Annotated in this window: 19 protein-coding genes; 13 read left to right on the top strand and 6 right to left on the bottom strand. The window is 61.8% G+C overall.

The window, feature by feature from the left end:
- Positions 1–224 precede the first annotated feature (224 nt).
- Positions 225–821 carry a superoxide dismutase gene (locus ACF8EF_RS13345; RefSeq protein ID WP_003255187.1) on the top strand — a complete coding sequence of 199 codons (597 nt, stop codon included), beginning with the start codon at positions 225–227 and terminating at the stop codon, positions 819–821.
- A gap of 152 nt (positions 822–973) precedes the next feature.
- Here the strand turns inward: ACF8EF_RS13345 and ACF8EF_RS13340 are convergent, their stop codons facing one another.
- Positions 974–1,723, bottom strand: coding sequence for a hydroxypyruvate isomerase family protein (locus ACF8EF_RS13340; protein ID WP_176683770.1), 750 nt, complete (start codon positions 1,721–1,723; stop codon positions 974–976).
- Between the two features lie 193 nt (positions 1,724–1,916).
- Between ACF8EF_RS13340 and ACF8EF_RS13335 the strand changes: the two genes are divergently transcribed.
- The 11 genes from ACF8EF_RS13335 to ACF8EF_RS13285 all read left to right on the top strand — a co-directional run bounded on the left by ACF8EF_RS13335 (position 1,917) and on the right by ACF8EF_RS13285 (position 17,017).
- A complete protein-coding gene (locus ACF8EF_RS13335) occupies positions 1,917–2,819 on the top strand; it encodes a GntR family transcriptional regulator (protein ID WP_392461932.1) in 903 nt (300 codons plus the stop codon).
- Positions 2,820–3,025: 206 nt separating this feature from the next.
- Positions 3,026–3,808 (top strand): hypothetical protein, encoded by a 783-nt coding sequence (locus ACF8EF_RS13330; protein WP_392529124.1) that lies wholly within the window; start codon positions 3,026–3,028, stop codon positions 3,806–3,808.
- A 494-nt stretch (positions 3,809–4,302) separates the two neighbouring features.
- Positions 4,303–6,354 carry a bifunctional diguanylate cyclase/phosphodiesterase gene (locus ACF8EF_RS13325; protein WP_176683772.1) on the top strand — a complete coding sequence of 684 codons (2,052 nt, stop codon included), beginning with the start codon at positions 4,303–4,305 and terminating at the stop codon, positions 6,352–6,354.
- Between the two features lie 158 nt (positions 6,355–6,512).
- Positions 6,513–7,847, top strand: coding sequence for an imelysin family protein (locus ACF8EF_RS13320; RefSeq protein WP_176683773.1), 1,335 nt, complete (start codon positions 6,513–6,515; stop codon positions 7,845–7,847).
- Positions 7,848–7,988: 141 nt separating this feature from the next.
- Complete coding sequence (locus tag ACF8EF_RS13315) at positions 7,989–8,471, top strand: hypothetical protein (protein ID WP_392461930.1); 483 nt, start codon at positions 7,989–7,991, stop codon at positions 8,469–8,471.
- Positions 8,472–8,484: 13 nt separating this feature from the next.
- Entirely contained in the window at positions 8,485–8,871 is a 387-nt protein-coding gene (locus ACF8EF_RS13310) for a hypothetical protein (protein WP_020192047.1), read from the top strand.
- 110 nt (positions 8,872–8,981) lie between these two features.
- Positions 8,982–10,409: a di-heme oxidoredictase family protein gene (locus ACF8EF_RS13305; protein WP_176683775.1), complete on the top strand. Its 1,428-nt coding sequence runs from the start codon at positions 8,982–8,984 to the stop codon at positions 10,407–10,409.
- A gap of 19 nt (positions 10,410–10,428) precedes the next feature.
- On the top strand, positions 10,429–11,493 hold the full coding sequence (locus ACF8EF_RS13300; protein WP_104960841.1) for an imelysin family protein: 1,065 nt from the start codon (positions 10,429–10,431) through the stop codon (positions 11,491–11,493).
- A 2-nt stretch (positions 11,494–11,495) separates the two neighbouring features.
- Positions 11,496–12,593 (top strand): DUF1513 domain-containing protein, encoded by a 1,098-nt coding sequence (locus ACF8EF_RS13295; RefSeq protein ID WP_392461929.1) that lies wholly within the window; start codon positions 11,496–11,498, stop codon positions 12,591–12,593.
- 218 nt (positions 12,594–12,811) lie between these two features.
- A complete protein-coding gene (locus ACF8EF_RS13290; RefSeq protein ID WP_392461927.1) occupies positions 12,812–13,960 on the top strand; it encodes an efflux RND transporter periplasmic adaptor subunit in 1,149 nt (382 codons plus the stop codon).
- A 12-nt stretch (positions 13,961–13,972) separates the two neighbouring features.
- The gene (locus ACF8EF_RS13285; RefSeq protein ID WP_392461925.1) at positions 13,973–17,017 is read left to right on the top strand and encodes a multidrug efflux RND transporter permease subunit; all 3,045 of its coding nucleotides are present in this window, start codon (positions 13,973–13,975) and stop codon (positions 17,015–17,017) included.
- A gap of 107 nt (positions 17,018–17,124) precedes the next feature.
- Here the strand turns inward: ACF8EF_RS13285 and ACF8EF_RS13280 are convergent, their stop codons facing one another.
- The 5 genes from ACF8EF_RS13280 to colR form a co-directional block, all read right to left on the bottom strand.
- On the bottom strand, positions 17,125–17,355 hold the full coding sequence (locus ACF8EF_RS13280; RefSeq protein WP_021781819.1) for a hypothetical protein: 231 nt from the start codon (positions 17,353–17,355) through the stop codon (positions 17,125–17,127).
- Positions 17,355–18,053, bottom strand: a complete 699-nt coding sequence (locus ACF8EF_RS13275; RefSeq protein ID WP_176683779.1) for a lipopolysaccharide kinase InaA family protein — start codon at positions 18,051–18,053, stop codon at positions 17,355–17,357. The genes ACF8EF_RS13280 and ACF8EF_RS13275 overlap by 1 nt, the downstream gene beginning before the upstream one ends.
- A gap of 6 nt (positions 18,054–18,059) precedes the next feature.
- Entirely contained in the window at positions 18,060–18,740 is a 681-nt protein-coding gene (locus tag ACF8EF_RS13270) for a class I SAM-dependent methyltransferase (protein WP_176683780.1), read from the bottom strand.
- Between the two features lie 107 nt (positions 18,741–18,847).
- On the bottom strand, positions 18,848–20,158 hold the full coding sequence (locus ACF8EF_RS13265) for a HAMP domain-containing sensor histidine kinase (protein WP_176683781.1): 1,311 nt from the start codon (positions 20,156–20,158) through the stop codon (positions 18,848–18,850).
- On the bottom strand, positions 20,148–20,831 hold the full coding sequence (gene colR, locus ACF8EF_RS13260) for a two-component system response regulator ColR (RefSeq protein ID WP_003255215.1): 684 nt from the start codon (positions 20,829–20,831) through the stop codon (positions 20,148–20,150). The genes ACF8EF_RS13265 and colR overlap by 11 nt, the downstream gene beginning before the upstream one ends.
- 183 nt (positions 20,832–21,014) lie before the next feature.
- Here colR and ACF8EF_RS13255 point away from each other — a divergent pair.
- The coding region (locus ACF8EF_RS13255) for a phosphatase PAP2 family protein (protein WP_392529122.1) at positions 21,015–21,717 on the top strand (703 nt) is incomplete at its 3' end.

The raw sequence follows: 21,717 nt of genomic DNA, 5'->3' as shown, positions 1-21,717 counted from the left end.
ACTCGGTCTCACAGGCAACACCCGCGCAACGGCGAGCCGCCGGTCGGCTCAGCCCAACCCCTCCGGAACCTCTATTCCCTATGTTTGTTGCGTGGTTATGCGCCGGGCCCGGTGCTATGATCCAGCGCTTGCGTCGCAAAGAGTACAGACTCGCCGACGCTTATCGGGCCGCCCGTGATCGGCCTTGCGCAAACCGCAAACAGACCTGAATCAGGAGATCCACCATGGCTTTTGAATTGCCGCCGCTGCCGTACGCCCATGATGCCCTGCAGCCGCACATCTCCAAGGAAACCCTGGAGTATCACCACGACAAGCACCACAACACCTATGTCGTGAACCTGAACAACCTGGTCCCAGGCACCGAATTCGAAGGCAAGACCCTGGAAGAGATCGTCAAGAGCTCTTCGGGCGGCATCTTCAACAACGCCGCTCAAGTCTGGAACCACACCTTCTACTGGAACTGCCTGTCGCCAAACGGCGGCGGCCAGCCGACCGGTGCCCTGGCTGACGCCATCAACGCCGCTTTCGGTTCCTTCGACAAGTTCAAGGAAGAGTTCACCAAGACTTCGGTTGGCACCTTCGGTTCCGGCTGGGGCTGGCTGGTGAAGAAAGCTGACGGTTCCCTGGCCCTGGCCAGCACCATCGGCGCCGGCTGCCCACTGACCAGCGGCGACACCCCGCTGCTGACCTGCGACGTCTGGGAACACGCCTACTACATCGACTACCGCAACCTGCGTCCGAAGTACGTCGAGGCGTTCTGGAACCTGGTCAACTGGGCCTTCGTTGCCGAGCAGTTCGAAGGCAAGACCTTCAAGGCCTGAGTCCCTCAGCCTGAGCAAGAAACCCGGCCACGTGCCGTAATGCTGTCAGTCCAGCATTGCCGCCCACGCCGGGCTTCCTCAAAAAACCGATGCCAGTCTTCTGGCATCGGTTTTTTTTCAAGGGATCTGGAACGGGCCAGCGCACAGGGCTTTCATGAAGCGTACTGACCAAGCCAGCCAAGGCTATCTGCGGTAGCGCCCTTAGGCCGGTACTCACACCCGACCCACCCCGCATACCCGCGCTGCTCCAGCGTCGCAAACAACCCTGCAATGTCCATCTGCCCCGTCCCCGGCTGATGCCGCCCAGGACAGTCGGCCACTTGCACATGCACCGTACGCTCAAAGAACTGTGCCAGCACATCGGCCGCATTTCCGGTCAACAACTGTGCATGGTAAAGATCAAGGATCAGCCCGAGACTCGCATGCGCCTCCAGCACCTGCTGTGCCTTGCTGAAGTCGGACATGTAATACCCTGGCATTTCCTGCGTGCAGATCACTTCGATCAATGGCCGCAGCCCCTGGTCCTCGAAAAATTTCACGGCATAGTCCAGGTTGCTCGCGTACACCTTGCCGGCGCCATCCTCGTGGGTTATCCCGGACATCAGGTGCACATCCGTACATGCCAGTGTGCGGGCATAGCTGGCTGCCTGGCGCAGCCCGTCACGAAACTCGGGCTCCTTGCCCGCCACCGCAGCAATGCCCTTGGAAACGCCAGCCGGTGCGGCAAACTGGATCAATGGCAACGCATACTTCGCCAGTTGATCAGCCAACAAACTCGCATCCAACTCATAGGGCGAGGGGAATTCCACCGCGCGAAATCCGGCGGCAGCAGCGGCTTCGATACGCTGCAGAAAAGGCAGTTCGTTGAACTGGAAGCCAAGGTGAGCATTGAATTTGAGCATGTGTAACGATCCATCCCGGGAAGAAAACATTCGTCGTTCCAAAGCCTGAGCCGCGGCTCCGGCGCTGCGCTGGCGGCAACTGCGCCAGCTCGCTGCGTGCAGATACTCAGGACCTTCGTGTGTGGTATTTTCCTGCCCCAGTCCGACCCAAATCTGCCGGATCGACTGAAGTCAATCATTCGGAATACAGCCTGTGATCAAGAAAGATCTCGCCCTGCAATTGGCCCCTCGCGTCATCGAGATGATCCGCGCCCGGTCGATGAAGGCCGGCGAGCCATTGCGCGAGCAGACCTTCGCCCAAGCCTTCGATGTCTCCCGCTCCCCCATCCGCAGGGTATTCGCCCTGCTCGCCGAGTGGAACATCGCGGTGCAGGAGCCCAATCGCGGCTATTTTCTGAAACAGGACGCCGGGCAGATCCAGGAAGCCGCCGTACCGCCCGCCTGCGACCCCTTCGAAGACTTCTACCTGCGTGTGGTGGACGACATCCTCAACGGGGAAATCCCTGCCGAATTCTTTGAAGCCCAGCTACTGCGACGCTACTCTGTGCCTCGCGGGCAACTGCTCAAGGTCCTCAACCGGCTGGCAAGCGAAGCCATGGTGGAGCGCAAGCCCGGGCAAGGCTGGAGCCTCAACGAATTCGTGCACAACGCCCAGACCCACATCCAGAGCTACCGCTTCCGCATGGCCATCGAGCCGGCCGCACTGCGTGAGCCGGGCTACAACGTGAACCAGGCCGCCTTTGCCAAAGCCAGGGCGCAACAGCAGGCCATGCTCGACGGCGAGATTCACACGCTGTCACGTGCCCAACTGTTTGAAATCGGCGCCCAGTTTCACGAAATGATCGTGCAATGCTCGGGCAACCTCTTCTTCATCGATGCCATACGCCGGCAAAACCAGCTCAGACGCTTCATGAGCTACAAAGCCAACGTCGACCGCAGTCGACTGATGACGCAATGCCTGGAGCACCTGCACCTGCTCGACCTGATAGAGTCCGGTCGGCGTGAAGAGGCCGCACGGTTTCTCTGGAAACATCTGGACGAAGTCGGCCGCCTCAAAACCGGCCAGGATGCCTTGCAGGAAAGCCAGCAGGCATAACCCTTCTCCTACCTTCCTCCAATCCCGCGCGTGAATCAGGCGTGGCAGCTTAGCCATTGCCTCCTTTTCATACAAGATACAAAATAGCCTGAAAAATCGGCGCCCCGAGTAAATCTTTCGCCGCTTATTGTATTTCGTTGCAATGATGAGCAATATTTACACCGCTCGGACGCACTGTGGCACCGAATCACACAGGAATGGATGCAATGGAACAAGGAACGTTGGCTAAAGGGACGGGGGTCTCGAGCCTTCTGTTCGGGGTGTACACGATTCTGCTGGCCCTGCTTGGCCTGACACTGGCCTATCAGGGAGGCGCGCTGGTCAATGCCGGTGGCTCGCCTTACTACGCGATGATGGGCACCGCATTGTTGCTGGCCGCCGCACTCATGGGCCTGAAGAAGGCGGTCGGAATCTACCTCTATGGCGCAGCATCCCTGGCCACCTACGGTTGGGCGATCTGGGAGTCGGGGTACAACGGCTGGGCCTATATTCCACGCCTCGCCTGGCTGGTACTGCTCAGTGTGATCTTTCTGGCTTTCTGGCCACTGGTCCGCCGCGACTTCACCAAAATCAACAAGGCACTGTATTTCAGCATCATGGGCGTGCTGCCGCTGCTGATGGCGGCCACCATCCTGGCACCGCTGTTTTTCCCGAACACCGTTCATCTGGCCGACTCGCCGGATATCACCGCGCATTCACAGCAACCGTTCAGCCGCAGCACGGTGGCATCACCAGACGCCAACGTCGCCGCGTCTCACGACAAGACCAACTGGACCGCCTATGCTGGCTCGAACCTCGGCAACCACTATTCCGCTGCAGCGCAGATTACTCCAGCTAACGTTTCCGGCCTGGTCAAGGCGTGGGGTGGTCATCACAGGTGGCCGGGTGCTGGACTCGGATGTGCGCCCGGCACCGTCAGGCGTGTTTCGCGCTTACGATGCAGTCAGCGGCCAACAAAAGTGGGCCTGGGATCTTGGCCGTCCCGATAGCACTGCCCCAGTCGGACATATTCCTGACCGAGCCTTCCGAACCTGAACAATGGCCGGTCAGCAACGCTCATTGCAAATAACCTTCCCCCTGCCTGCAACGGCCCGCTAGCGCGTCCATTCACAGTGTCTGCCTGATGGCGGATGCTGTGCTCGTCTGCTGGCGTAAACCGGTGGTTGCTTACCCTCACAGGAACCCATCCACTTCTTCGGCCGCGTGCACATCCAGGTCCGCTCCACAGGCCCTCTGTTCGAGGAATGTGCCATGCCTGTGGGGGCGGGCTATCCGCGAAGCAGCCAGCACGTTTTCACCTGCGCCCCACCCGCAAAACGCTTGCTCAGGCCGCATACCACGCTAACATCAAACCTCTGGAAGATTGACACAGCGCATTCAAGTTGCGGGGTCAGGCAACCGATACACTGCTAATGGTCGGCGGTAGTGTATCGTCATCGTTGATGGCAAAATGATGCCATGCGCATGGATTAAGGAAACCCCATTGAAGCTGGAATTGCGGAACAGCTTGTCGGTCAAGTTGCTCAGGGTCGTGCTGCTGTCGGCGTTGGCGGTTGGCGTCGTGCTCAGCTGTGCGCAAATCATCTACGACACCTACAAGACCCGCCAAGCCGTGAACAATGATGCCCAGCGCATCCTCGACATGTTCCGTGACCCTTCGACCCAGGCGGTGTACAGCCTCGACCGTGAAATGGGCATGCAGGTCATCGAAGGCCTGTTCCAGGACGAGTCGGTGCGCATGGCCTCCATTGGCCATCCCAACGAAACCATGCTGGCAGAAAAGTCCCGCCCGCTGCAGGACATGTCCATGCGCTGGCTCACCGACCTCATCCTCGGCCAGGAACGCACCTACACCACGCAACTGGTCGGCCGTGGCCCTTACAGCGAATACTACGGCGACCTCAGCATTACCCTCGATACCTCGTCCTACGGTAAAGATTTCCTGATCAACGCGGTGATCATCTTCATTTCCGGGGTGCTGCGGGCCATGGCCATGGGCCTGGTGCTGTACCTGGTCTACCACTGGCTGCTGACCAAACCGCTGTCGAAGATCATCGAGCATCTCACCCAGATCAACCCTGACCGCCCCAGCCAGCACCAGATACCGCTGCTCAAGGGGCACGAGAAAAACGAACTGGGGCTGTGGGTGAACACCGCCAACCAGTTGCTGGCCTCGATCGAACGCAACACCCATCTGCGCCACGAGGCGGAAAACAGCCTGCAGCGCATGGCCCAGTACGACTTCCTCACCGGCCTGCCCAACCGTCAGCAACTGCAGCAGCAACTGGACAAGATCCTCGTCGACGGCGGCCGCCTGCAGCACCGCGTGGCAGTGCTGTGCTTAGGCCTGGACGACTTCAAGGGCATCAACGAACAATTCAGCTACCAGGTCGGTGACCAGTTGCTGCTGGCGCTGGCCGACCGACTACGCGCCCACAGTGGCCGCCTCGGCGCCCTGGCGCGGCTGGGCGGTGACCAGTTCGCCCTGGTACAGGCCAATATCGAGCAGCCTTACGAGGCTGCCGAACTGGCGCAGAGCATCCTCGACGACCTGGAAGTGGCGTTCGACCTCGATCACGAGCAAATCCGCCTGCGCGCGACCATCGGCATCACCCTGTTCCCGGAAGACGGCGACAGCACCGAGAAACTGCTGCAGAAAGCCGAACAGACCATGACCCTGGCCAAGGTCCGTTCGCGCAACCGCTACCAGTTCTATATCGCCAGCGTCGACAGCGAGATGCGTCGCCGTCGCGAACTGGAAAAGGACCTGCGTGAAGCCCTGCCGCGCAACCAGTTGTACCTGGTGTACCAGCCACAGATCAGTTACCGCGACCACCGAGTAGTCGGCGTAGAGGCCCTGCTGCGCTGGCAGCACCCGGAGCTGGGCATGGTGCCACCCGACCAGTTCATCCCCTTGGCCGAGCAGAACGGCAGCATCATCAGCATCGGCGAATGGGTGCTTGACCAGGCCTGCCGACAACTGCGCGAATGGCACGACCAGGGCTTCAGCGACCTGCGCATGGCGGTCAACCTGTCTACCGTGCAACTGCACCACAGCGAGCTGCCTCGGGTGGTCAACAACCTGCTGCAAGCCTATCGCTTACCACCGCGCAGCCTGGAACTGGAAGTCACCGAAACCGGCCTGATGGAAGACATCAGCACCGCCGCCCAGCACCTGTTGAGCCTGCGCCGCTCCGGGGCGCTGATAGCCATCGACGACTTCGGCACCGGCTACTCGTCACTCAGCTATCTGAAGTCGCTGCCCCTGGACAAGATCAAGATCGACAAGAGTTTCGTTCAGGACCTGCTCGACGACGATGACGACGCCACCATCGTTCGCGCCATCATCCAGCTGGGCAAGAGCCTGGGTATGCAGGTAATCGCCGAGGGCGTGGAAACGGCCGAGCAGGAAACCTACATCGTGGCCCAGGGTTGCCACGAGGGCCAGGGCTACCACTACAGCAAACCCCTTTCGGCCCGTGAACTGACCCACTTCCTCAAACAAGCGCAACGCAACCGGGTTTCGGTGTCCTGAGGCCACCTGCCCGGTTACAGGCTGTGCCCCGGATTTACATGAATTGCGCGCCGCCCCTTTACAGCAAATGCAAATCTTTCGCATGATGTTGTAGTTTCGCGTGCCACGGCGCACGGTCCACCCCTTTGGTCCAACCACACGATGCAGGAAAACCAACAATGATTCGAATGCCTCTGGCCTCCGCCAGTCTGCTGGCCATTGCCATCGCCCTCGCCGGTTGCGGTGAAGGCAAGGACGAAAAAGCCGCCGCGGCGCAAGCCCAGGCACCTGCTGCTGCTGCCACCGCTGCTGCGCCAGGCGCTGTCGACGAAGCAGCCGGCAAAGCCGTGGTCAAGCATTACACCGACATGGTATACGCCGTGTACAGCGACTCGCTGAGCACTGCCAAGACGCTGCAGACCGCTGTCGACGCGTTCCTCGCCAAGCCCAACGACGAAACCCTGAAAGCCGCCAAGGAAGCCTGGTTCGCCGCCCGCGTACCGTACCTGCAGAGCGAAACCTTCCGCTTTGGCAACACCATCATCGACGACTGGGAAGGCCAGGTGAACGCCTGGCCCCTGGACGAAGGCCTGATCGACTACGTCGACAAGAGCTACGAGCACGCCTTGGGCAACCCGGCGGCCAGCGCCAACATCGTCGCCAACACCGAGATCCAGGTGGGTGAAGAGAAGGTCGACGTCAAGGACATCACCCCCGAAAAACTGGCTGGCCTGAACGAGCTGGCTGGCTCCGAAGCCAACGTTGCCACGGGCTATCACGCCATCGAATTCCTGCTCTGGGGCCAGGACCTGAACGGCACCGGCCCAGGCGCAGGCAACCGCCCGGCATCCGACTACCTGGAAGGCCAGGGCGCTACCGGCGGCCACAACGACCGCCGCCGCGCCTACCTGAAAGCGGTTACCGACCTGCTGGTCACCGACCTCGAAGAGATGGTCGGCAACTGGGCACCGAACGTCGCCGACAATTACCGCGCCAAGCTGGAAGCCGAGCCTGTCAACGACGGCCTGCGCAAGATGCTGTTCGGCATGGGCAGCCTGTCGCTGGGCGAACTGGCGGGTGAGCGCATGAAAGTTTCGCTGGAGGCCAACTCGCCGGAAGACGAGCAGGACTGCTTCAGCGACAACACCCACTACTCGCACTTCTACGACGCCAAGGGCATCCGCAACGTCTACCTGGGCGAGTACACCCGTGCGGACGGCACCAAGCTGACCGGCCCTAGCCTGTCGTCGCTGGTCGCCAAGGTTGACCCAGCCGCCGATGCAACCCTCAAGGCCGATCTGGAAGCCACCGAGGCCAAACTCCAGGTGATCGTCGACCACGCCCTCAAAGGCGAGCACTACGACCAGCTGATCGCCGCCGACAATGCTGCAGGTAACCAGGTCGTGCGTGACGCCATCGCCGCACTGGTCAAGCAGACCGGGGCGATCGAGCAGGCCGCGGGCAAGCTGGGCATTGCCAACCTGAACCCGGACACTGCGGATCACGAGTTCTGATCCCGCTGTAGTGCTTCATCGCAAACGCCCGGCCTTGTGCCGGGCGTTTTCGTTTGCTGCCGGGTAAAACGCTTCCCGCTGCCTGGCGCGCGCGCAGATGCTCATCCTGTAGGCCTTCGATCAAACCTAACAGGAGGCACAGTGCTGCAGATTCTCGATGTCTGGGGCGAAGGCCGAATCGTCCAGCGCATGAATGGGGGAGACCTCATTACCGGATTCAACGATGCCTACAACCTGAACAAGGCTGGCCAGCTCATCTCCAACGGGCCGTTGGCAGGCGGGCACATTCCCAACCTCATTGTCGTATACGAATACGATGCTCCGGACTTTCCCCTCGACGACCATGCAGTCCCTCACGTGACACTGATGGGCGCCCCGATCACCCGCCATGTGGCCGAGGAAATGTGCCGGGTAGTTGCTCGCCCCGGCAAGATCTACCTGTACGACCCCAACGAAACCGACCGCCGGATGTTCGAAGCGGTCGCCATTGACCAAGGCCTGCAGCTGCTTGGTCGCTTTCATCCCGCCGAGCTCGACCCCCCGTTCAACGAAATCACCTTGCTCGCGGCCTATGTCTATCGCGCCCCGACTAGCCCGTTACCCCGCCCGAAAACTGAACATTAAAAGGAAACAAAACATGGCCAACGTCACCTACTTGCGCTCCATCGCCAATAACACCCCTTATACCTTGACCCTGATCGACGGTGAAAACCGTAGCAACAGCCTGGCAGTCGGTGCCCAGCACGTCTGGAATGGCTCGCTGGCCATCCCGTGGATCGGCAGATCGACTGAGAACCACAAGGCCTTGCGCCTGATCCTCGGCCCGTCTGCCGACACCAGCATCTGGATATTCCAGGATTACTGGCAACCTGCGCACATGGACGCAGTCAAGTGCATTACCGCCTCCTCCATGGAATACACCAGCGAAGAAGTCATCGAGGTCACCGGCGATAATCGCGGTGGCGGCAACAAGAACCTGATCGTCAACCTGGTCAACCGACACTTCATGCTCTATATGGCCTGAGCAGGAGCGCTCGCAGCGATTTCATCAAGCAAACGCAAATTGCTCTTATTCAATGATCCTGGGCCTGCTAAGCTGCACGCCGGTTTTTTCGCTCACGCCCAGGATTCTCGATGTCCTTGTCGCTGTCCCGACTCCCCCCCCTGCTGCTGGCCTGTGCCCTGGCCGCCTGTGACGACGCCCCGCGTTTTACCCACGCCGAGCCCGGCGAAGCGTTGTCGGGTGGCAAAGCGACCGTGCAGCGCAGCGACCGCAATGCCTATTCCCTGCCCTCGGCCAACCTCTCGCCAGAGCTGCGCCTGGACTTCGCCGTTGGCAACAGCTTCTTTCGCAACCCTTGGGTGATCGCCCCGTCCACCACCACCGCGCGTGATGGTCTGGGCCCGCTGTTCAATACCAACGCCTGTCAGAACTGCCACGTGCGCGATGGCCGTGGCCACCCGCCAGAGCCGGGCGACAGCAACGCGGTAGGTATGCTGGTGCGCCTGTCGATCCCCGACCAACCCTACCTGGCCAAAGTGATCGAGCGCCTCGGCGTGGTGCCAGAGCCGGTCTACGGCACCCAGTTGCAGGACATGGCCATCCCCGGCGTGGCGCCGGAAGGCAAGGTGCGGGTCAGCTACTCCAGCGAAACCGTGTCATTCAAGGACGGCCACCAGGTCGAGCTGCGCAAGCCGGCCCTGCAAATCACCCAGCTCGGCTATGGTGTGATGCACCCCGACACGCGCTTTTCCGCGCGGGTGGCACCACCGATGATCGGCCTGGGCCTGCTTGAGGCTATCCCCGAAACCGACCTGCTGGCCAACGAAGACCCGGACGACCGTAACCGCGATGGCATCCGCGGGCGGGCCAACCGTGTATGGGACGACGCCCAGGGCAAAACAGTGATCGGCCGGTTCGGTTGGAAAGCCGGGCAGCCCAACGTCAACCAGCAGAACGTGCACGCCTTTGCCGGCGACATGGGGCTGACCAGCACCCTGCAGCCCAACGACGATTGCACCCCGGCACAAACCGGCTGCCTGGCTGCGCCCAACGGCGACGGTGCCGATGGCGAAAAAGAAGTCAGCGACAACATCCTGCGCCTGGTCACGTTCTACACCCGCAACCTGGCTGTGCCGGCCCGCCGCGACGTCGGCTCGCCACAGGTACTGGCGGGCAAGAACCTGTTCTACCAGGCGGGTTGCCAAGGTTGCCACACACCGCAGTTCACCACCGCCGCCGACGCCGCCGAACCAGAGTTGGCCAACCAGGTCATCCGCCCCTACAGCGACCTGCTGCTGCATGACATGGGCCCGGGGCTGGCCGACGAGCGCACCGAGTTCGCCGCCAACGGCCAGGACTGGCGCACCGCGCCACTGTGGGGCATCGGTCTGAGCGAAACGGTCAGTGGCCACAGCCAGTTCCTGCATGACGGCCGCGCCCGCAACCTGCTTGAAGCCGTGTTGTGGCACGGTGGCGAAGCCGAGGCGGCACGCAACTTCGTACTCACTTTCAATGCCGAGCAGCGCGCCGCGTTGCTGGCGTTCCTGAACTCACTTTAAACGCGCAAAGGAGCCGGGCATGTTCCGACCCAAACTGTTGTTCACAAGCCTCGCCGCACTCGCCCTCGGTGCCTGCTCGCCACAGGACCCGCAAGCAGTGACCTCCGCCGCCATCGCCAACCAGGTGATCCTGCCTACCTACAGCCGCTGGGTCGAAGCCGACCGTACGCTGGCTGCCAGCGCCCTGGCCTACTGCGAAGGCAAGGAAAGCCTGGACAAAGCCCGCGCCGACTTCCTCAACGCACAAAAAGCCTGGGCTGAGCTGCAGCCGCTGCTGGTCGGCCCGTTGGCCGAAGGCAACCGTGCCTGGCAGGTACAGTTCTGGCCCGACAAGAAAAACCTGGTCGGCCGTCAGGTCGAGCAACTGGTCAACGGCGACAAGCCGGTTGATGCTGAGGTCCTGGGCAAGTCCAGCGTGGTGGTGCGTGGCCTGTCGGCCTATGAGTACATCCTGTTCGACAGCAAGCCGGACATCGCCACTGCCGAACAGAAAGCCCGCTACTGCCCGCTGCTGGTGGCCATCGGCGCGCACCAGAAGGCCTTGGCAGAGGAAATTCTCAAAGGCTGGAACAGCACCGACGGCATGCTCTCGCAGATGACCAAGTTCCCCAACCAGCGCTACGCCGACTCCCACGAGGCTATCGCCGACCTGCTGCGCGCTCAGGTTACCGCCCTGGACACCCTGAAGAAAAAGCTCGGCGCACCGATGGGCCGTCAGAGCAAGGGCATTCCGCAGCCACTGCAGGCCGAGGCCTGGCGCAGCCACAACTCGATGAACAGCCTGCAGGCCAGCCTCAAGGCCGCCGAAGCCGTCTGGGTCGGGGTAGACAACCAGGGCCTGCGCGGCCTGTTGCCCAGCGATCAGAAAGCGCTGGCGGACAAGATCGACGCCGCCTACGCTACCTCGCTCAAGTTACTGGCCGATAACCAGAAAACGCTCGGTGAACTGCTGGCCGACGACGCCGGTCAGCAAACCCTCAACCAGATCTACGACAGCCTAAACGTCGTCCACCGCCTGCACGAAGGCGATCTGGCCAAGGCGCTGAACATCCAGCTGGGCTTCAATGCCAACGACGGTGACTGATCATGCTGCGACGCCAGGCACTCAAACTCGGTAGCGTATTGCTCAGCGCCCTCACCTTGGGCGGCTGGAGCCTGTTCCGCAACAAAGGCAGCGAACCCTTGCTGCTCTCGGCGCGTGACAACGGCGACGGCCAGCACTATGCCGTAGGTTTTCGCCTGGACGGCACACAGGTGTTCAGCACGCAGGTCGCTCAGCGTTGCCATGCCATCATCCACCACCCCGAGCAGCCAATCGCCCTGTTTGTCGCCCGCCGCCCTGGTACTGAAAGTTACCTGATCGACCTCCGTGACGGGCGCCTGCTGCAAACGGTAGCCTCGCAGCCGAACCGGCACTTTTATGGCCACGCCGTCGTGCACAAAGGCGGCGAATGGCTGTATGCCACCGAGAACGACACCACCGACCCGGGGCGCGGCGTGCTTGGCGTGTACCGTTTCGAAGGCGAGCGCCTGGTACACACTGGCGAGATCCCGACCCACGGTATCGGCCCGCACGAGGTTGCCTGGCTACCCGACGGCGAAACGCTGGTCGTGGCCAACGGCGGTATCCGTACCGAAGCCGAAAGCCGTGTCGAGATGAACCTCGACGCCATGCAACCGAGCCTGGTGCTGATGCAGCGCGACGGCACCCTGCTGAGCAAGGAAACCCTGGCCCAGCAGATGAACAGCGTGCGACACCTGGCAGTGGCCAGCGATGGCACCATCGTCGCCTGCCAGCAGTTCATGGGCGATGCCGATGAAACTGCCGAGCTGCTGGCGATCAAGCGCCCGGGCGAGCCATTCAAGGCCTTCCCGGTGCCGGAGCGGCAACTGCAAGCCATGGCCCAATACACTGCAAGCGTTGCCATCCACAGCGAGCTGCGGCTGGTGGCGCTGACTGCGCCGCGGGCCAACCGCCTGTTCGTCTGGGACCTGGACAGCGGCGCGGTGCGGCTGGATGCCCCGATGCCCGACTGCGCAGGCGTTGGCGCGGTGAAGGACGGTTTTGTCGTCACCTCCGGGCAGGGCCGCTGCCGGTTCTACGATTGCCGCAAGGCCGAACTGGTCGGGCAACCGATGAACCTGCCGTCCGGCTTCTGGGACAACCACCTGCATCTCGTCTGATTGTTCTGTTGCACTCACTGGCCTTCTCGCCGCTAAAGCCGATCCCACAAGGTTCTACACAGTCCCTGTAGGAGCGGCTTTAGCCGCGAAAAGGCCGGCACAGGCATTTCACGCCCCTCCTCCCGAAAAACAGTCAATACTTCCCCCATCCACACGTGGGCAGGATCGCCCGTTGTCGTGTTGAAGCGAATAACAACTGCATCCAAGGAACCGGACCTATGCTGCGCCGCCGCATGCTCATCATGTTGGCCGTGGTTCTGCTGATCGTGCTGGCCCTGGGGGGGTACAAAGCCTTCTCGATCTACCAGCAGATCCAGATGTTCACTGCCCCCAAGCCACCCATCACCGTGGCGGCTGCCATGGCCGAACAGCGCCAGTGGCAGGAGCGCCTGCCCGCTGTCGGCAGCCTCAAGGCACTGCAGGGCGTGGACCTGAGCCTGGAGGTGGAAGGCATCGTCAAATCCCTGCACTTCGACTCAGGCCAGCGGGTCAAGGCCGGGCAACTGCTATTGCAGCTCAACGATGATCAGGAAACAGCCCTGCTCGGCACCGCCCAGGCCGACCTGGGCCTGGCCAAGGTCGATTTCGGCCGAGGCAGCCAGCTGGTTGGCGATTCGGCCATCTCCCGCGGCGAGTTCGATCGCCTTTCCTCCCAGTACCGGCGCAACCAGGCAGTGGTCGAGCAACTCAAGGCGCAGAAAATCAAGAAGAGACTCAATGCGCCTTTCAGCGGCACCATCGGCATCCGCCAAGTGGACATTGGCCAATACCTGGCCGCCGGCACGGTGATCGCCACCCTGCAAGACACGTCCAGCCTGTACGTGGACTTCAACGTGCCGGAACAGGCCCTGCCAGACCTGAGCCTGGGCCAGCAGGTGCTGGTGCATGTGGCCGCCTACCCGGGCCAGCGCTTTCCCGCCAGCCTCAGCGCCATCAACCCCAAGGTCGAGGAGACCACGCGCAACCTGCTGGTACGCGCCACCATGGCCAACCCCGACGGCAAACTGCTGCCAGGCATGTTCGCCAGCCTGTTGATCCTGCTGCCCAACCCGCAGCTGCAAGTGGTGGTGCCGGAAAGCGCCATTACCTACACCCTGTACGGCAACTCGGTGTATGTCGCCTCACCGAAAAAAGACGAGAACGGCAAGCCGGAATACGACGACAAGGGCCGACCCCAGCGGGTCGCCGAACAGCGTACGGTGAAGACTGGCGAGCGTCGAGACGGCGTAGTTGTGGTCAGCGAAGGCCTGCAGGCTGGGGAACAGGTGGTCACCGCCGGGCAGCTGAAACTCACCCCCGGTGCCGCGATACGCATTGGCCAGGACAACGCCCTCAAGCCCGAACCGGGCGCAGCGGCCAAGGACTGACAGGAGGCTGGCATGGCGTTCACCGACCCGTTCATCCGCCGCCCGGTGCTGGCCAGCGTGGTCAGCCTGCTGATTCTGCTGCTCGGCTTCCAGGCCTGGAACAAGCTGCAGATCCGCCAGTACCCACAAATGGAAAACGCCCTGATCACGGTCACCACCGCCTACCCCGGGGCCAACGCCGAAACCATTCAGGGCTACATCACCCAGCCATTGCAGCAAAGCCTGGCCAGCGCAGAAGGCATCGACTACATGACGTCGGTGAGCCGGCAGAACTTCTCGATCATTTCCATTTACGCGCGCATTGGCGCCGACAGCGACCGGCTGTTCACCGAGCTGCTGGCCAAGGCCAATGAGGTGCGCAACAAGCTACCCCAGGACTCAGAAGACCCGGTACTGAGCAAGGAAGCTGCCGACGCCTCGGCGCTGATGTACGTCAGTTTCTACAGCAAGGAAATGAGCAACCCGCAGATCACCGACTACCTGTCACGGGTAATTCAGCCCAAGCTGGCCACTTTGCCGGGCATGGCCGAGGCGGAGATCCTCGGCAACCAGGTGTTCGCCATGCGCCTATGGCTGGACCCGGTAAAACTGGCCGGTTTCGGCCTTTCGGCTACCGACGTGACCAATGCCGTGCGCCGCTACAACTTCCTTTCTGCCGCTGGCGAGGTGAAGGGTGAATACGTGGTCACCAGCGTCAACGCCAGTACCGAGCTGAAGTCGGCCGAGGCGTTCGCCGCCCTGCCGCTCAAGACCAGCGGTGACAGCCGCGTGCTGCTGGGCGATGTGGCGCGGGTCGAGATGGGCGCAGAAAACTACGACACGGTCAGCTCGTTCGACGGTACCCCATCGGTCTATATCGGCATCAAGGCCACCCCGGCCGCCAACCCGCTGGATGTCATCAAGGAAGTGCGGCGCATCATGCCAGAGCTGGAAAGCCAGCTGCCCTCGGCACTGAAAGTGTCGATTGCCTACGACGCCACGCGGTTCATCCAGGCCTCGATCGACGAAGTAATCAAGACCTTGGGCGAAGCGGTGCTGATCGTCATCGTCGTGGTGTTCCTGTTCCTCGGTGCCCTGCGCTCGGTACTGATTCCGGTAGTGACCATACCGCTGTCGATGATCGGTGTACTGTTCTTCATGCAGATGATGGGCTATTCGCTCAACCTGCTGACCCTGCTCGCCATGGTGCTGGCCATCGGCCTGGTGGTGGACGATGCCATCGTGGTGGTGGAAAACATCCACCGGCACATGGAAGAAGGCAAGTCGCCGTTCGACGCCGCCCTGGAAGGCGCGCGCGAGATCGCTATGCCTGTGGTGTCGATGACCATCACCCTTGCCGCCGTGTATGCACCGATCGGCTTCCTCACCGGGCTCACTGGCGCGCTGTTCAAGGAGTTTGCCCTGACGCTGGCCGGGGCGGTGATCATTTCAGGTGTCGTTGCCCTTACCCTGTCACCGATGATGTGCGCCCTGCTGCTGCGCCGGGAGCAGAACCCGAGAGGCTTGGCCCACCGCCTCGACCAGCTGTTCGAACGCCTGAAGGAGCGCTACCAGCGCGTGCTGCACGCCACCCTCGACAGCCGGCCGGTGGTGCTGGTGTTTGCCGTGATCATCCTGTGCCTGATTCCGGTGCTGCTCACATTCACCCAGAACGAACTGGCGCCCAACGAGGACCAGGGGGTGATATTCATGATGAGCAGCTCGCCACAGCCGACCAACCTCGACTACCTAAACGCCTACACCGACCAGTTCACACCACTGTTCAAGGCCTTCCCCGAGTATTATTCGTCGTTTCAGATCAACGGCTTCAATGGCGTACAGACCGGCATTGGTGGTTTTTTGCTCAAGCCTTGGGACGAGCGCGAACGCACACAGATGGAGCTACTGCCGCTGGTGCAGGCCAAACTCGAGGAAATCAGCGGACTGCAGATCTTCGGCTTCAACCTGCCGTCGTTGCCCGGCACTGGCGAGGGCTTGCCATTCCAGTTCGTGATCAATACCGCTGGCGACTACCCGGCACTGCTGGAAGTGGCCCAACGCATCAAGACGCGCGCTCAGGAGTCGGGCAAGTTCGCCTTCCTCGATATCGATCTTGCCTTCGACAAGCCCGAAGTGGTTGTGGACATCGACCGGGCAAAGGCGGCGCAGATGGGGGTGTCGATGGACACCATAGGCGGCACTCTGGCGACCCTGCTGGGCGAGGCGGAAATCAACCGTTTCACCCTTGAGGGCCGCAGTTACAAGGTGATCGCTCAGGTTGAGCGGCCGTACCGCGACAACCCCGGCTGGCTGAACAATTACTACGTGAAGAACGACCAGGGCCAGTTGCTGCCGCTGTCGACCCTGATCACCCTCACCGATCGCGCTCGCCCACGCCAGCTCAACCAGTTCCAGCAACTGAACGCTGCGATCATCCAGGGCGTCCCCATGGTCAGCCTGGGCGAGGCGCTGAAGACCGTGGAAGACATCGCTCGCGAAGAGGCACCGGAAGGCTTTTCCTTCGACTACGCCGGCGTGGCCCGTCAGTACGTTCAGGAAGGTAGCGCATTGTGGGTCACCTTCGGCCTGGCGCTGGCGATCATTTTCCTCGTGCTGGCTGCGCAGTTCGAAAGCTTCCGCGACCCGTTGGTGATTCTGGTGACAGTGCCGATGTCGATCTGTGGCGCGCTTTTGCCGCTGTTCCTGGGTGTGTCGAGCATGAACATCTACACCCAGGTCGGGCTGGTGACTTTGATCGGGCTGATCAGCAAGCACGGTATCCTGATCGTCGAGTTCGCCAACCAACTACGCGAGGAGCGTGGCCTGAGTGTGCGCGACGCGATCGAGGAAGCAGCGGCCATTCGCCTGCGGCCGGTGCTGATGACCACGGCGGCGATGGTGTTCGGCATGGTGCCGCTGATTCTGGCGACCGGGGCGGGCGCGGTCAGCCGGTTTGACATCGGTATGGTGATTGCCACCGGGATGTCGATTGGCACGCTGTTTACCTTGTTTGTGTTGCCATGCATCTACACCCTGCTGGCGCACAAGGCGAGCGCCAAGGAACCTGCAATCGCTTGAGCCGACCTGTGGGAGCGGGCATGCCCGCGAAGAGGCCGGCAACGCAGCCGCAAAAAGCCAGAGGCCCCGCAATCGCGAGGCCTCTGGCTTTTCACGCTAACGCAGGTTCAACCGAATGGTCGCAACCCTTGACGCAAGCCAAACAGGAACAGCAAAAGGTCATGGTCCGGCTCAGTCCGGGCCTGCTGCGGTTTTGCATCCCGCGGCAACGCGCACTGGTCTGCCATCTCTGCCTTGCTGAACACCGTCGGTCTCGGCTCTTCCCAGGCAGCCACCGCCACGGTGGTCACCGCCAGGCCAGCTACCAGGAACAAAGCTCGAGCAATTTCTAGTTTCATTACTCTAACCCTTTGACAGCGCTGCCAAACGCCATCTTGTAAAAGTAGAGCAGCGTCCGCCATTCCGCGTCATTGAGCGACGAATGGCGGCGTAGCTGACGCAAGTCATTGCCGGCCGCCCGCTGGCAACTGATACGCCGCCTGCACTTTTCCAGGTCCAGCAGCGCCACTTCGACGCGGGCCTGCTCGCCCTCGCCGATCACCTTGATAAAAACGTGCTTGCCGTACAGGCAGCCGTGCTGCCAGTGCCCCAGGTGCATCCGCGCCAGGTTGTCCGCCAGGTCCTTGAGCATGCGCTCATGCACCACCTGCGGGTAACGCTCGCGGGCACCTTCGGCATGCCAGGTGTCGAGTTCGACGAAACCGTCCAGCGCTTCGCTGACCAGCAGCGCGCGCCACTGGTGCTCGGCATCGCGCTGCGCGCCACAGAAGACGATGCGCGGTACACGCACGCCCAGTTGCTCGAAACTGTTGAGCGCATCGAGTTCACGCAATACCGTCGGCCGACCGAACGGGTGCAACAGGCTGCGGTAGATATGCCCAACCTGGCGCTTGGCATACAACAACTTGCCATTGGCATCGTTGAGGCGTTGCACGCCACTCTCGCCGCCGCGGCGCTGGTTAGGCTCCTCGACCCACTCGCCTTGCTGGCGCCAGTAAAAATCGAACTGCGATTCCCCTTTATGGGCTACAGCCATCAAACACTACCCCTTACGCAATACGTAGACTCGCCACATGGCATAGAACGGCAGGAAGTCGAGGCGTTCCTGGATTCTGAAGCCGGCGGCCCTGAATTCTTCTTCGACCGTTTCGGCAGGTAACACGAAACGGTTCTGGTACTTATCCTGTTCGGCCTTGGTGCTACGGCGCTGCTCCAGCTTTTTCCGGCGCCAGGCCTTGAAGTTGCCATCCACCCACAGGGAAAGGATCACACTATCACGGCTAACCCGTTGAAATTCCGAAAGAATGGTCTTTCTGTGCGCCGACTCGCCGATGTGATGGAACAGGCGCATGCAGAAAATGCTGTCCACGGCGTTATCTGGCAGGTCGATGGCAAATGCCGAAGTCTGCAAAGGCCGTACCCGTGCCACCACTTCTGGCGGTTGCGCCGCACAGGCTGTCTCGATCATGGCCTCGGAGTTGTCGGCACCGATGATTACCCGATTGGGCTTTTCCGCCAACAGCGGCCAGAAACGGCCCGCGCCGCATGGCAGGTCGAGTACCAGGCCAGGCTCGCCCGCCAATGCCAAGGCGCGGCGCGCCAACTGCTCATCTCGCTTGTGGGAAAGGCGTCGCGCCAGGCCGTCCTGGTGCTTGAGAAAGTACTCGCGCGCATGGTCTTTGTCGTACTTCTCGGAAAATTCAAGCTTGATGGGGCTACGCATTGGGCATCTCCTGACTCCATTGCGCCCACATTAGGTAGGCAAGCGTTGGAATCAGGTCATGCCAATGTGAAAAAAACGTTGAGCACTATTTGACCTGATACAGGAAATTACTCGACCAAGGCGTCCATGTCGCCTTTGACCGTGGTGTTGCTCAGGTCTACCTGGAAGCGGCAGCCATGCGGCAAGGTGGATGTCAGGGTGACACGCCAACCTTGGTCGTCACAGATCCGCTGCACCAGCGAAAGCCCCAGCCCCAGGCCCTCGCCGCGTCGCTCATCGCCCCGCACGAACGGCCTGAACATGGCCTCGCGCTGCTCTTCGGGGATACCCACACCGCTGTCCTCCACGCTGAACCCGTTGGCTTCCAGGCTCAGGCGGATATACCCACTGTCGGTGTAGTGCGCAGCATTGCGCAGCAGGTTGCCCATCACCGACTGCAGGAAGGTGGCGTTGTACAGCACAGGGCTAGCGCTCACGCGGCCATCGAAATACAGGGTGAGGCCTTTCTGTTCGATGGTGTCGCGCCACACCCCGATAAGCTCGTCGGCCACTTCGCGCAGGGTCGCCCGTGACGCCACTGCACCCTCATCACGCTGCGCCCGGGCCAACATGAGGAAGGTCTTGACCAGCTCGCGCATTTCTTCGGTGGCCCGCGCCACGCGCTCTACCTGGCTACGCGCGCGGGCATCGAGACCAGGGTTTTCCATCAGAAGCTCACACGAGGTAGCCAACACCATCAACGGCGTGCGCAGCTCGTGGCTGACGTCGCTGGTGAACAGCCGCTCTCGGGTCAGCGCATCGCGCAGGCGCCCAAGGGTGTCGTCGAAAGCCACTGCAAGCTGGCCGACTTCGTCTGCCGCATAATCCGGAGCCAGCGGCGGGGCCAGGCCCAGTAGTTGATCGCGGTGGCGCACCTGACGCGCCAGGCGGATGACCGGTGCCATTACCCGACGTGCAACCAGCCAGCCAAGGATGACCGCCAACACCAGACTGAGCACGAAGCCCACTACAACCACGGCAAACAGTACGCGCTCGCGCTCCTCGAAGTCGCTCTGGTCCTGCAGCAGTACATAGCGGCGACCATCGACGATCTCGACCATGGCGTGGTAGGACAGCTGGTCTCGGAACACCTCGTGGAAACCGCGGTCGAGGTGACGCAGGTCCTTGGGCAGCTCGAAGTCGTCACGCCCGCCACTGAAGTAGAACAGCTGGTCTGGGCGAGGCCGATGACTCCAGTCACTGACGCTGTCCATACGCAGCAGGCGCTGCAGGTCACCACCCAGTACCGAGGAAATCAGTCGCTCCTCGACCAGGTGCACCGTGCCGACGATACCGAATGCGAAGGCCCCGGCCACCAGCGCGCTCATCAGGGCAAAGGCGATGATGATGCGCTGGGCAAGGCTTTGCTTAAACTCCATCGCGGCCCTCGGCGAGGCGATAGCCGACGCCATGGACGGTATGCAGCAACGGTTTCTCAAACGGTTTGTCGATCACCTGGCGCAGTTGATGCACATGGCTGCGCAGGCTGTCGCTATCGGGGCAGTCATCGCCCCACAAGGCTTCTTCCAGCACCTCGCGGCGCAGTACGTGCGGGCTTTTCTGCATCAGTACCGCCAGCAGCTTGAGGCCGACCGGGTTGAGCTTCAGCAGGCGACCCTGGCGGGTAACCTCCAGGGTATCGAGGTCGTAGCTGAGGTCAGCCACCTGCAGGGTACGGCGCCCACCGCCCTGGGCACGGCGCAGCACCGCCTCGATGCGCGCCGCCAGCTCCGACAGGGCAAATGGCTTGAGCAGGTAATCGTCTGCACCCGAGCGGAAGCCTTGCAGGCGGTCGTCCAGCTGGTCACGGGCAGTGAGCATGATCACCGGCGTGTCACGGCGGGCATCTTCGCGCAGGCGCTTGCACAGGGTGTAACCATCAATGCCGGGCAGCATGATGTCGAGTACGATCAGGTCGTAGTGCTCGGTGGCAGCCAGATGCAGCCCGGACAGGCCATCCTGGGCACAGTCGACGGTGTAGCCTTTCATGCCCAGGTAATCGGCCAGGTTGGCCAGGATATCGCGGTTGTCTTCAACCAAAAGAATGCGCATCGGTTTCTCCTGTGCGGCGCTTCTCGCTGTGGTGCGCGGCAGGCGCAGCTTAAGGCCAATGCCTGCACGGTGCCAGCCCTTGGGAAAATTCACCCCACTTGACAGTTTTTTCACTGATCCTTCACGGACACAGGATAGCGGGCGGCCGAAAATACCCGCTCTTTTTCGCGCCCTGGAGCCGTCATGCAGCAACGCACCCGCCCTCGCCCGATCAACGTCTGGCTGTACCTGGGGATTCCCCTGGCGACTGCGCTGGCCCTGATCCTGCTGGAACTGACTTCAGTCGACATGGATGTCGCCAACCTGTTCTTCGACCCCGCTGCCGGGCAGTTCATTGGCCGCCACAGTTACCTGTTGGAAAACATCCTGCATGACCGGGTCAAGCAAGTGGTGATTCTGTTGGGGGTGATATCGCTGCTGACCTTTGCCGCGAGCCTGTTCTGGAAGCGCCTGTTTGGCTGGCGCCGTGAACTGGGCTGCCTGGCGCTGGCGCTGGGCTTGTCCACAGCGTTTGTCACGCCGCTGAAAAAAGTCACCCAGGTGCAGTGCCCTTGGAGCCTGACCCAGTTTGGCGGCACCGAAACCTACAGCAAGCTGCTGGAACCACGGCCGCCTACCGACAAGCCTGGGCTGTGCTGGCCGGGCGGGCATGCAGCGACCGGGTTCTGCCTGTTCGCCTTGTTCTTCATGCTGCGTGATCGCAAGCCGCGCCTGGCGCGGGTGGCCTTTGTAGTGGCCTTGACAGCAGGGTCGGTACTGTCGGTGGGCAGGATGATGCAGGGGGCGCACTTCCTGTCGCACAATGTGTGGACGGCAGTGTTCTGCTGGTTGATCGGGTTGGGGTCGTATTACCTGATTCTCTATCGGCAGGGGCAGGCCGAGGTGC

It is taken from the genome of Pseudomonas sp. zjy_15, assembly GCF_043101865.1.
GTDB classification, from domain to species: domain Bacteria; phylum Pseudomonadota; class Gammaproteobacteria; order Pseudomonadales; family Pseudomonadaceae; genus Aquipseudomonas; species Aquipseudomonas putida_Y.
Note: the sequence above shows the minus strand (reverse complement) of the source record. Positions and strands in the feature narration are given on the sequence as shown.